Raw genomic sequence first — 12,338 nt, forward strand, 5'->3', positions numbered from 1 at the left:
TTGTCCTCTGCAAGCTGACTATTGAGCTTGATATGGGTGAAGTCGCCTGTATTTTTGGTGGATTGCTTGCGCAATTGAAGGCACTATCCGATTACTTTTATGGACTTTTCGAGGGTTGCCGGACGATGAGTAGAACGTCAGCCACTAGCGTTCCTGTGTTTAAGCTGTATGGCGAAACCACTGCTTGGCCAACCCCCGATTTGATTCATTGTGAATCCATACCGGAGCGCAGCCGTCTGCATGACTGGCAGATAAAGCCCCATCGTCATGGCGATCTGGTGCAACTTTTATATGTTAAGGCGGGCCAGGCGGAGCTTGAGGTTGAAGGACAGATCAATCAGGTGAGACAGGCATCGCTGCAAATAGTGCCCGCATTTAGCGTGCATGGATTTGGCTTTTCCGAGGATGTGCAGGGTTATATTTTAAGTCTTGCCCAGCCATTGGTTGATACGCTCAGTGCGGCGCTGGATAACACGCCATTGACGCATGCAGCGTTCTACACGCTCGGGACACAAAAAGGTTATGTGGATGAGCTATTTGATTCGATCGTGCAGGAGTACACCGAGCCAGCGCTAGGCCGAGAGCTGATGTTGCAGTCGTTAATCAGTGCGCTACTGGTGTGGGTTGCTCGGCGTGCACAAGCCTTGGATTGCACCCAGACACAGACTCCGGACCGGGGGCGTGATCACTTGCAACGCTTTACTGGCCTGTTGGAGGCACATTACCGCACGCACCGCCCCATTGATTTCTATGCCAGTGAGCTGGGGCTCAGCGCCGCCCATCTCAATGCCTTGTGTCGGCGATTGGCTGGGCAGTCCGCTTTACAGCTGATTAATCAACGGTTATTGCTGGAGGCCAAGCGTAGCTTGGTTTATACCGCGATGACGGTGAATCAGGTCTCTGACAGTTTGGGCTTTTCCGAGCCTGCTTATTTTTCCCGTTTTTTTAAACGTGGCTGTGGGCTCACACCCAAAGCTTTCCGTTTACAGCGTTGAACGTGACCCACACATGAATATCGATAATCGCATCAAGTTTCGTCATCTGCTGTGCTTTCTTGAAGTGGCGCGCCAAGGCAGTCTGGCACGGGCCGCGGAGGAACTGGCTGTCAGCCAGCCAGCGATTTCCAAGACGCTCAAGGAGCTTGAGGAAATTCTCGATAACCGTTTATTCGAGCGCAGCAAGCAAGGGGTTACACCGACTGCCGCCGGGCTGGCCTTTTTGCGCTACGCCGGGCCAAGCGTGCAGGCGCTACGCGAAGGGGTGCGCAGTTTGCGTAGCGGTGAACATGAAGCAGGGGTAGTGCGTCTTGGTGTGCTGTCAACGGTAGAAAGCTCATTGCTGCCAGAAGTGGTTCGCCGCCTGCATGAACAACACGCGGCGTTGGTAGTCAGCGTGGTAACAGGCCCGAGTGCTTATCTACTCGGGCAATTACGGGTTGGCGCGCTGGACTTGGTGGTGGGGCGTATGACCGACAGCCCGCAGATTGCCGGGCTTACGTTTGAGCACCTATACAGCGAGGCGATGATCTTGGTGGTTCGCCCCGGCCACCCATTGCTGCAAGCTGAGCTGCGTGATCGCAGTCGCTTAGCTGATTTTCCAGTGGTGGTGCCACTGGCCGGGACGACGATTCGTCGTTATGCCGACAGCTTGTATGTGCAGTGCGGTATCGCCGTGCCAGAGCAGCGCTTGGAAACCCTTTCAGTCGCATTGAGTCGACGCTACGTACAAGTCAGTGATGCTATTTGGGTTGCTCCACATGATGCTGTTCGTCAGGAAGTCGCGCGCGGCGAATTGTTTGAGTTGGATATCGGTCTTCATGAACCGGGCGGCTCGGTAGGGATTTGCAGTAATCCTTCAGCACCTCCATCGCTGGCTGCTCAGTGGTGTTGCGAGGCGCTACGTGCAGCTGCAGCAGATTATCGAGAAGCCTTTAATCCATAACCAAATGGTTATGGATAAGGCGAGTATTTTCAATTTTCAGTGCAGTCACTCTGTTGGACACTAGTGCAAAGCCTGAGCCTGCAGGCTGCTCCAGTATTCCAATAAGAGGAAATCGGCATGACCGATGCACAGCACAGCCGCTTTGTCATTCGTGACCGCAATTGGCACCCGAAGGCGCTGACGCCTGATTATAAAACTTCGATTGCCCGCTCGCCGCGCCAGGCATTGGTCAGTATTCCTCAATCCGTTTCAGAGACGACTGGTCCTGATTTCTCGCACCTGAAAATGGGCGATTACGACAACGATTTGCTGCTCAACTTCAACAACGGCGGCTTGCCTGTTGGCGAGCGCATTATCGTGGCTGGTCGGGTGGTCGATCAGTACGGCAAGCCGATTCCACACACCTTGGTTGAGATGTGGCAGGCGAACGCAGGTGGTCGCTATCGTCACAAAAACGACCGTTATCTTGCGCCGCTTGATCCTAATTTTGGTGGCGTGGGTCGTGCCCTGACTGATCGCGACGGTTACTACAGCTTCCGCACGATCAAGCCTGGCCCGTACCCATGGCGCAACGGCCCGAATGACTGGCGCCCAGCCCATATTCACTTTTCCATCAGTGGCCCGGCCATTTCTACGCGCTTGATTACCCAGTTGTATTTTGAGGGTGATCCGTTGATTCCGATGTGCCCAATCGTTAAGTCGATCGCCAATCCCGATGCGGTGCAGAGCCTGATTGCCAAGCTTGATATGAGCGCGGCCAACCCGATGGATTGCCTGGCCTATCGCTTCGATATCGTGCTGCGTGGGCAGCGTCAGACTCATTTTGAAAATCGCTGAGGGGAATTGTCATGCCTATTGAATTACTACCCGAAACCCCTTCACAAACCGCTGGCCCATATGTGCATATCGGTTTGGCTCTGGCGGCTGCGGGTAATCCATCGCGGCCACAGGAAATCTGGAATCAGATGGCTAAACCCGAGGCGCCAGGTGAACACATTCTGTTGGTCGGTAATGTCCATGACGGGAATGGTCATCTGGTTAAAGACTCGTTTCTGGAGTTTTGGCAGGCCGATGATCAAGGCCGTTACGACAGCGACTACGACCTGGAGAAACCCTTCAATTGCTTTGGTCGTACCGCCACCACTTTTGAAACCGGTGGCTGGACGCTGAACACCATCAAGCCCGGTGTGGTGAATAATGCTGCGGGTGTGCCGATGGCGCCGCATATCAATATTTCCCTGTTCGCTCGGGGGATCAACATTCACCTGCAAACCCGTTTGTATTTCTCTGATGAAGCAGAGGCTAACGCGGTAGACCCGGTGCTTAACCTGATTGAGCAGCCACAACGGCGCGAGACTTTAGTCGCGCAGCGCTGTGAAATTGACGGTCAGTTGGCTTATCGTTTTGATATCACTATCCAGGGCGAGGGAGAAACGGTGTTTTTTGACTTCTAGCGAGCGCCTGCCCGAGCAGCTCGTGCGCGCGCATTTTACGGCGTTGCTCGGTGAACATGGCTTTAGCGCCGATCCTGCACAACAGATAGCCATTGACCATCTCGGTCAGTGGCTTTCGGCGTTTCTGGCCCGTCGTTCGCGCTGGTTAAGCAAGCCCGTGGCCGGGGTTTATTTATGGGGCGGGGTGGGGCGCGGGAAAAGTTTTGTGATGGATGCGTTCTTTGCAGCCGCACCATTGGAAGACAAACGCCGCGTGCATTTCCATGCGTTCTTGCAGGAGTTGCAGCAGCGTATGTTGGCTTACACAGGTAAAGCTGACCCTTTGGACCGGGTCGCGGGTGACATCGCCAAGAGCACGCGCTTGCTCTGTTTTGATGAGTTCCATGTACACGATATAGGCGATGCGATGTTGCTCGGACGCCTACTCAAGGTCTTGGTCGAAAAGGGCGTGGGTGTGGTGTGCACTTCGAACTATGCCCCTCAAGATCTGTGCCCCAATCCGCTGTATCGCGAGCGTTTCAAGCCGGCAATCAGTTTGCTTGAGCAACGCTTTGCGGTTTTACACCTCGATGGTGGAACCGATTACCGGCAGAACCAGGGCTACAAATGGGGCGAGTATATCTGGCCCGTTGTTGAATCCAGTTGCGTGCTCGGTGAGCGACTTGGTTTCACCGAGAACGCTGAATATGGCCTCGAAACAACCCTTAACCATCATCCGCTCAAACTGCGCGCTCGTGAGCGTGCGATGCTCTGGCTGGATTTCAGCGAGCTGTGTCGACAGCCGCGCTCAAGCGCAGATTTTTTGTGGTTATGCGGCGAGTACCGGCAAGTGGCTGTTGGCGGTGTGACCTGTCTTGATGCTGAGGGGATTGATGTACAGCAGCGCTTTCTCAACTTTGTCGATATTGCTTATGACAGCGGCGTGCAACTCTTTCTAGGCTGTGAGGCGGGCCTGGATGATCTGTGCCAGCCGGGTAGTCATGTCGATTTCTCACGTACACGCAGTCGTTTACAGCAACTCTGCCAACTGAAGTATTGAGATTATGTTGCAGATTTTGGGCATCACCGCGCCGATCTTTCTGATCATAGGCATTGGCTTTATCGCCGCCCGCTTGCAGTGGATCAGCCGCGAACAAGTAGCCGGAATGGGGCGCTTCGTTATTAGCTTTGCGCTGCCAGCGTTGGTGTTCAAAGCACTGGTCGAGCGGCCGTTGGATGAGGTGTTTGAGCGCAACTACCTGCTGGCCTACGGCTTGGCCTCGCTGCTGATATTCGCTTTGGGTTTTGTTGTATCACGACGCTTGCGTGGTGATTCGCTCAGCGGCAGCGCGATTACCGCGGTCGGAATGTCTATGTCCAACAGCGGCTTTATAGGTTATCCGATTGCTGCATTGGTGGTCGGTGAAGCTGCCGCTGTCGGGCTGGCCATGGGCGTGCTGATAGAAAACCTGCTGATGCTTCCGCTTGCGTTTGCATTGGCTGAGGTGGGGCAGAGCCATGGCCTGGGCCTGCGCGCAACTGTAGCTACCACCTGCAAGCGGCTCGTGAGTAACCCTATTATTATCGCCATCTGCTTGGGGTTACTGGTCGCGCTACTGGGTTTGCATGTGCCAGCTATCCCGATGCGGGCGGTGGAGATGTTGGCTCAGTCTTCTGCCCCGGTGGCCTTGTTCGTGATCGGCGGCAGTTTGGTGGGGATGCGGGTTGGCGGCATGGTCACCGACGTGGTGCAGATCAGTCTAGGTAAGTTGGTGTTGCATCCTCTAGCGGTGCTGTTGTGTTTTAGTTTTCTGCCAGTGGAAGACCCGGCCTTGCGTGTGGCAGGCGTGTTATTTGCCTGTGCGCCGATGATGAGTATTTACCCCATTGTCGGCCAGCGCTTCGGTTTGCAAGGGCGCTGCGCGGCAGCCTTGGTCGGCGCTACGCTGTTGTCGTTTGTTACTTACAGTTTGTTTATCGGGTGGCTTGCCGGGCCCCATCTATGAATACAAATTGCTGTGAATGTGGGTGAACCACGATTGCGATAATCGAGCATTGGTTCGATAATCGCTCAAGGGTTCGGGTATCAATAAAGGATAACCACAATGAGCGATGACCAACGCCAACCACTGTCAAATCTGGCTCCGCCTATTGTGGTATCGCCAGCGAAACGGATTGAAGCACTGACCGGCGACCCTAACTTTATGACCTCGCTGGCCCGTGGGCTTGCGGTGGTTCATGCCTTTCAGGAGCGTAAACGCCATCTGACCATTGCGCAGATCAGCCACCGTACCGAGATTCCCCGTGCGGCGGTGCGCCGCTGCCTACACACCTTGATCAAGCTTGGCTATGCCACAACCGATGGACGCACCTATTCATTGCTGCCGAAAGTGCTGACGCTCGGACATGCTTACTTATCTTCGACGCCCCTTGCAGTCACTGCTCAGCCGATTCTCGACCGCATCAGTGAGCAACTGCATGAAGCCTGCTCGATGGCCAGCCTTGAAGGCGATGAGATTCTCTACATTGCGCGTTCAGCTACACCTCAACGATTGATTTCAGTCGATCTCAGCGTCGGTAGCCGGTTGCCTGCGTACTGCACATCGATGGGGCGGATTCTGCTGGCGGGGCTGGATAACCTGACGCTTGATGAATACCTCGAACATGCTGATTTGCAGATCAAAACCAGTCGCACCCTGCATACGCCAGAGGCGCTGCGCGAGAATATCGAGCAGATTCGCCAGCAAGGCTGGGTGATCATTGATCAAGAGTTGGAGATTGGCTTACGGTCCATCGCCGTACCGCTTAAAGACTCGGCAGGTCAGGTTCTGGCCGCGCTGAACGTCGGAACGCATGTCAGCCGCACCAGCCGCCAAGAGTTGGAAACACGCTTTCTGCCGGTGCTGCTAGAAGCCAGTAAAGAGTTGAGCACTCGTTTGTTTCATTGATAAACCCTTGTGCGCTGGGCGTTATGAGTCAGTCACAGGCTTATGGGCAGCGGTATAGACCAAAGTCTATTTTTGATCGTTAATCGAACGCTGAATCGATTATCGTATTGAGCGAGTCATGGTGGACGCTTAAGTTGCAGGTGGCGTTTCGGATGCATTTAGCGCCGCAATCTACACCACAATAAGAGACCGCCATGACCGCTATAACTTCCTCGACTGCCAGCCTAGATGTGCAGTCATTTATCAATGCCCAGCCTCTTTCGCGTTATCAATGGCGCATCGTGATCCTGTGTTTCCTGATTGTGTTCCTTGATGGCCTGGACACTGCCGCCATGGGCTTTATTGCCCCGGCATTGACGCAGGATTGGGGTATCGATCGCGCTAGCCTCGGCCCGGTCATGAGCGCGGCTCTGATTGGTATGGTGTTCGGAGCCTTGGGTTCTGGCCCGCTGGCTGATCGTTACGGGCGCAAAGTTGTCTTGGTGGTCGCGGTTTTTCTGTTTGGCTTGTTTAGCCTGTTGTCGGCGTTCAGTGGCAATGTCGACCAGCTTATTGTGCTGCGTTTCCTCACTGGGCTGGGGCTGGGCGCGGCAATGCCTAATGCTACGACTCTATTGTCTGAATACACGCCGGAACGTCTCAAGTCGCTGCTGGTAACCAGTATGTTCTGTGGCTTTAATCTGGGCATGGCGTGCGGTGGTTTTGTTTCTGCTGCGCTGATTCCGGCATACGGCTGGCACAGCTTGTTGTTGGTCGGCGGTGTCTTGCCGTTGGCGCTTTCTCTGGTATTGCTATTGCGTTTACCCGAGTCTGCGCGGTTCCTGGTGGTGCGCAATCGTGGAGCTGACAAGGTACGTCAGGTCCTTGAGCCTATCGCACCCGCTGCCATGCGAGACGTCAGTGCATTCACGGTTCCCGAGCAAAAAACCGTGCAAAGTCGCAACGTGCTCAAGGTGATTTTCTCGGGCACCTACAGTGCAGGCACGCTGCTGTTGTGGCTGACTTACTTTATGGGTCTGGTCATTGTTTACCTGCTCACCAGTTGGTTGCCGACGCTGATGCGTGACAGCGGCGCGAGCATGGAGCAAGCAGCGTTCATCGGGGCTTTATTCCAGTTTGGCGGAGTGCTTAGCGCTGTTGGTGTGGGCTGGGCAATGGATCGCTTCAATCCGCATAAGGTCATTGGTGTTTTTTACCTCTTTGCTGGCGTATTTGCCTATCTGGTTGGGCAAAGCCTCGGTGAGGTCACGTTGTTGGCCACCTTGGTATTGCTGGCAGGGATGTGTGTTAACGGTGCGCAATCGGCCATGCCGTCGTTGGCTGCACGGTTTTACCCAACCCAAGGGCGTGCGACGGGTGTGTCATGGATGCTCGGCATTGGTCGCTTCGGCGCCATCCTCGGTGCCTGGATGGGCGCTACATTGCTTGGGCTGGGCTGGAACTTTGAACAGGTTTTGACCGCACTTGTCGTGCCTGCTGCCATCGCTACGGCGGCTGTGGTTATCAAGGGTGTTGTCAGTCACGCAGACGCCACCTAAGCATTTGCGCCTGTTAACTCATCGTGCAACGACCAGTATTTCAGGTGTTGCACGAATTGAGTGTTGTTCGATTATCGCCCGGATAGTCGATTATCGGATTGTTCAGGCTACGTCGTCAGAGTATTTTTTACCTACACGACGTGCTGCCACGTCCCGTCTACCAATCGAGACTTACCATGGCTGACATTATTTCTCTGCGCGAAGCGGTTCAGCGTTTCGTCAACGACGGCGACACTGTTGCCCTCGAAGGTTTTACCCACCTGATTCCAACTGCCGCCTCTCACGAATTGATTCGGCAGAACAAAAAAGACCTGACGCTGGTGCGCATGACGCCGGATCTGGTCTATGACCTGATGATTGGTGCCGGTTGTGCGAAAAAACTGATCTTCTCCTGGGGCGGCAATCCAGGTGTCGGTTCGCTGCATCGCCTGCGTGACGCCGTCGAGAAAGGCTGGCCACAACCGCTTGAGATTGAAGAGCACAGCCATGCGGCCATGGCCAACGCTTATGTGTCGGGCGCTTCTGGTTTGCCTTTCGCCGTTTTGCGCGGTTATCAGGGTTCGGATTTGGCTAAGGTCAATCCTCGTATCAAGTTCATTGATTGTCCGTTCACCGGTGAAACGCTGGCGGCGGTACCAAGCGTGCGTCCGAACGTAACCGTGATTCATGCACAAAAAGCCGACCGCAAAGGCAACGTGCTGATTCAAGGCATTCTCGGCGTGCAAAAAGAAGCGGCACTGGCAGCCAAGCACTGCATCGTTACGGTTGAGGAAATCGTTGATGACTTGCAGGCACCGATGAATGCCTGTGTGTTGCCAACCTGGGCAATCGCCGCCGTTTGCGTGGTGCCGGGGGGCGCGCATCCGTCCTACGCTCACGGTTACTACGAGCGCGATAACCGTTTCTACCAAGCCTGGGACCCCATCGCCCGTGATCGCGAAACCTTCACTGCCTGGATAGATGAATACATCCGTGGCACTGCGGATTTTGCCGAGTATCAAGCGAAAGTGAGCGGGGAGAGCAAGTGATGAGCGACTTCAATACCAATGAAATGATGACCGTCGCTGCAGCACGCCGCCTCGGTAATGGCAGTGTTTGCTTTGTCGGGATTGGCCTGCCTTCCAAGGCCGCTAACCTGGCGCGTCTGACCCATGCACCGGAAGTCGTGTTGATTTACGAGTCCGGCCCAATCGGTGCCAAACCAACTGTGTTGCCGTTGTCGATTGGCGATGGTGAGTTGGCTGAGACTGCCGACACCGTTGTGCCAACGGGTGAAATTTTTCGCTACTGGTTGCAAGGTGGCCGGATTGACGTTGGCTTCCTCGGCGCCGCGCAGGTCGATAAGTTCGGCAATATCAATACCACGGTGATCGGTGACTATCATCAGCCCAAGGTTCGTTTGCCGGGTGCTGGTGGCGCGCCGGAAATTGCTGGTTCAGCAAAGAAGGTGCTGATCATCCTCAAGCAGGGTCATCGTACGTTTGTTGAAAAGCTGGCATTCATCACCTCGGTAGGTCACGGCGAAGGCGGCGATCATCGCAAGCGGCTCGGTTTGCCTGGCGAGGGGCCGGTGGCGATCATCACAGACCTGTGCATCATGGAGCCGGAAGCGGGCAGCAATGAATTTATTGTCACTTCCTTGCATCCGGGTGTGACGCGTGAGCAAGTGATTGAGAACACCGGCTGGCAAATCCGTTTTGCTGAAACGGTAACCACCACTGAAGCGCCAAAACTTGAAGAGTTGACTGCGCTGCGCGAGCTTGAAGCACGTACCGCTGTCGCCCATGGCCAAGCCGGGGGTGATGAATGAGTCGCGAAGTATTTATCTGTGATGCCGTGCGTACGCCGATAGGTCGCCTGAATGGCGGGCTTTCAGCCGTGCGTGCTGATGACTTGGCCGCCGTACCGTTACGTGCATTGATTGAGCGCAATCCGCAGGTTGACTGGAAAGCTCTTGATGAAGTGTTCATGGGCTGCGCCAACCAATCTGGCGAAGACAATCGCAACGTTGCGCGCATGGCATTGCTACTCGCAGGCCTCCCGGAAACAGTGCCGGGAGTAACACTTAATCGCTTGTGCGCTTCTGGTCTGGACGCAGTGGGTTCAGCGTTCCGCGCTATTGCGTTGGGTGAGATGGAGCTGGCGATTGCCGCGGGTGTTGAGTCGATGACCCGCGCACCTTATGTGATGGGCAAGGCGGAGAGCGCCTTTGGCCGTGGCCAAAAAATTGAAGACACAACCATGGGCTGGCGTTTCATCAACCCATTGATGAAAGAGCAGTACGGTGTTGATGCCATGCCGGTCACGGCGGATAACGTCGCTGATGAATACGCGGTCAGCCGTGCGGATCAGGACGCCTTTGCACTGCGCAGTCAGCAACGTGCTGCGGTGGCTCAGGCGTCTGGTTATTACGCCGAAGAAATTGTTCCGGTGGTGATCAAAGCCCGTAAAGGCGAAACAGTTGTAGACACTGATGAGCACCCACGCGCGGACAGCAACGCCGAAGCCATGGCCAAGCTCAAGCCGGTCAATGGTGCGGATAAAACCGTCACCGCAGGCAATGCTTCGGGCTTGAATGACGGGGCGTCGGCAATGATTCTGGCATCGGCTGAAGCCGTGCAGAAGTATGGTCTCACCCCACGCGCTAAAGTGCTTGGCATGGCCAGCGCCGGTGTTGCCCCACGGGTGATGGGTGTTGGTCCGGTGCCTGCGGTACGTAAACTTCTGGCGCGACTGAACCTGGATATCAACGCATTCGATGTGATCGAGTTGAATGAAGCATTTGCCGCCCAAGGTTTGGCCGTGACTCGCGAACTCGGTTTGGCCGATGACAGCGTCAAGGTAAACCCCAATGGTGGTGCTATCGCGCTTGGCCACCCGCTGGGCATGAGCGGTAATCGCTTGGTGCTGACGGCTGTTCACCAGCTGCAGAAAACCGGCGGTAAACTGGGGTTGGCTACAATGTGCGTCGGTGTTGGCCAAGGCTTGGCGCTGGCTATCGAACGGGTCTGAATATCCAAGGCCGGTAGCGACCAGGATTTTTGCTTGCTGCTACTGGCTTGGCCCCGTTCACTGCTATAAAACAGTCACACATTCCTAGACTCAGGAGCACCGGCTTGAACAGCCCGAGCAACCAACTATTCGATGCCTATTTCACCCAGCCCGCCATGCGCGCGATTTTCTGTGATCAGGGCAGGGTACAAGGCATGCTCGATTTCGAAGCTGCGTTAGCCCGCGCGCAAGTGCGCGTCGGCCTGATACCGGCGACAGTGGTTGGCCCAATCGAGTCGGCTTGCAGCGCCAAACACTTTGATTTCGCGATGTTGGCTCAGACGATTGTCAGTGCCGGTAACTCGGCGATTCCGTTGGTTAAAGTGCTGGGTAAACGCGTCGCCAGTGAAAGCGTTGAAGCCGAGCGTTATGTGCACCTCGGTGCGACCAGTCAGGATGTGATGGACAGTGGTTTGGTGTTGCAGCTGCGTGCCGCGATTGAATTGCTTGAGCACGATCTGCAACGTCTGGGTGATGCGCTGGCACAACAGGCTGAGCGGTATGCCGATACGCCAATGGCTGGGCGCACCTGGCTGCAACATGCAACGCCGGTGACGCTGGGTATGAAGTTGGCTGGCATGCTGGGCGCCATTACTCGTCACCGCCAGCGCCTGCTTGAGTTGAAGCCACGTTTACTGTGTCTGCAATTTGGCGGTGCATCTGGCAGTTTGGCGGCGCTGGGCGATCAAGCATGGCCGGTTAGCGAGGCATTAGCCGATGAGTTGAAGCTGAATCTACCCGATCAGCCTTGGCACACCCAACGTGATCGTTTGGTTGAGTTTGCCAGCTTGCTGGGCATGCTCGCCGGCAGCTTGGGTAAATTGGGCCGCGACCTGAGTCTGTTGATGCAGACCGAGGCGGGTGAAGTGTTCGAGCCTGCCGCGCCGGGCAAAGGCGGCTCATCAACCATGCCGCACAAACGCAATCCGGTCAGTGCCGCGGTGCTAATCGGTGCGGCCACGCGGGCGCCGGGGCTGGTCTCAACCATGCTATCAGCCATGCCGCAGGAGCATGAGCGCAGCCTGGGCTTGTGGCACGCTGAATGGGAATGCCTGCCAGAGCTGTGCTGTCTGGTTTCCGGAGCCTTGCAGCAGGCCTTGTTGGTCGTGCCGGGGCTTGAGGTGCAAGCATTGCGCATGCGTGAAAACCTCGACCTGACTCAAGGGTTGGTACTTGCCGAGGCGGTCAGCATTGCCTTGGCTCAGCGTATCGGTCGCGACGCCGCTCACCATTTACTCGAACAATGTTGCCGCGAAGCTGTGGCGCAGGGCACACACCTGCGCGCAGTACTTGGCGCCAACGCCGAAGTAACCGAGCAGCTTTCTGCTGCGGAACTGGATCGTTTGCTTGATCCGGCTTTTTATCTCGGTCAGGCGCGGCGCTGGGTTGAACGTGCACTGAGTGAACACCAAAATTTCTGCGAATAG

Annotated in this window: 12 protein-coding genes; all 12 read left to right on the forward strand. The window is 55.6% G+C overall.

Going from position 1 to position 12,338, the window contains the following annotated elements; all coding sequences use genetic code 11:
- Positions 1-125: 125 nt before the first annotated feature.
- The 12 genes from B9K09_RS09430 (at position 126) to B9K09_RS09485 (ending at position 12,338) form a co-directional block, all read left to right on the forward strand.
- Positions 126-995 carry a helix-turn-helix domain-containing protein gene (locus B9K09_RS09430; RefSeq protein WP_087519053.1) on the forward strand — a complete coding sequence of 290 codons (870 nt, stop codon included), beginning with the start codon at positions 126-128 and terminating at the stop codon, positions 993-995.
- Positions 996-1,008: 13 nt separating this feature from the next.
- Positions 1,009-1,941 carry a pca operon transcription factor PcaQ gene (pcaQ, locus tag B9K09_RS09435; protein ID WP_087516569.1) on the forward strand — a complete coding sequence of 311 codons (933 nt, stop codon included), beginning with the start codon at positions 1,009-1,011 and terminating at the stop codon, positions 1,939-1,941.
- 117 nt (positions 1,942-2,058) lie between these two features.
- Positions 2,059-2,778, forward strand: coding sequence for a protocatechuate 3,4-dioxygenase subunit beta (gene pcaH / locus B9K09_RS09440; RefSeq protein WP_087516570.1), 720 nt, complete (start codon positions 2,059-2,061; stop codon positions 2,776-2,778).
- 11 nt (positions 2,779-2,789) lie between these two features.
- Positions 2,790-3,395, forward strand: a complete 606-nt coding sequence (gene pcaG / locus B9K09_RS09445) for a protocatechuate 3,4-dioxygenase subunit alpha (RefSeq protein ID WP_087516571.1) — start codon at positions 2,790-2,792, stop codon at positions 3,393-3,395.
- A 22-nt stretch (positions 3,396-3,417) separates the two neighbouring features.
- Positions 3,418-4,434, forward strand: a complete 1,017-nt coding sequence (gene zapE, locus B9K09_RS09450) for a cell division protein ZapE (protein WP_256574282.1) — start codon at positions 3,418-3,420, stop codon at positions 4,432-4,434.
- Between the two features lie 4 nt (positions 4,435-4,438).
- A complete protein-coding gene (locus B9K09_RS09455; RefSeq protein WP_087516572.1) occupies positions 4,439-5,380 on the forward strand; it encodes an AEC family transporter in 942 nt (313 codons plus the stop codon).
- A 99-nt stretch (positions 5,381-5,479) separates the two neighbouring features.
- Positions 5,480-6,322 (forward strand): IclR family transcriptional regulator, encoded by an 843-nt coding sequence (locus B9K09_RS09460; protein WP_087516573.1) that lies wholly within the window; start codon positions 5,480-5,482, stop codon positions 6,320-6,322.
- A gap of 194 nt (positions 6,323-6,516) precedes the next feature.
- Complete coding sequence (locus B9K09_RS09465; RefSeq protein ID WP_087516574.1) at positions 6,517-7,860, forward strand: MFS transporter; 1,344 nt, start codon at positions 6,517-6,519, stop codon at positions 7,858-7,860.
- Between the two features lie 176 nt (positions 7,861-8,036).
- Positions 8,037-8,888, forward strand: coding sequence for a CoA transferase subunit A (locus tag B9K09_RS09470; protein WP_087516575.1), 852 nt, complete (start codon positions 8,037-8,039; stop codon positions 8,886-8,888).
- The gene (locus B9K09_RS09475) at positions 8,888-9,670 is read left to right on the forward strand and encodes a CoA-transferase subunit beta (protein WP_087516576.1); all 783 of its coding nucleotides are present in this window, start codon (positions 8,888-8,890) and stop codon (positions 9,668-9,670) included. The genes B9K09_RS09470 and B9K09_RS09475 overlap by 1 nt, the downstream gene beginning before the upstream one ends.
- The gene (gene pcaF, locus B9K09_RS09480; protein WP_087516577.1) at positions 9,667-10,872 is read left to right on the forward strand and encodes a 3-oxoadipyl-CoA thiolase; all 1,206 of its coding nucleotides are present in this window, start codon (positions 9,667-9,669) and stop codon (positions 10,870-10,872) included. The genes B9K09_RS09475 and pcaF overlap by 4 nt, the downstream gene beginning before the upstream one ends.
- A 104-nt stretch (positions 10,873-10,976) precedes the next feature.
- Complete coding sequence (locus tag B9K09_RS09485) at positions 10,977-12,338, forward strand: 3-carboxy-cis,cis-muconate cycloisomerase (RefSeq protein WP_087516578.1); 1,362 nt, start codon at positions 10,977-10,979, stop codon at positions 12,336-12,338.

Source organism: Pseudomonas sp. M30-35, from assembly GCF_002163625.1.
Taxonomy (GTDB): Bacteria; Pseudomonadota; Gammaproteobacteria; order Pseudomonadales; family Pseudomonadaceae; genus Aquipseudomonas.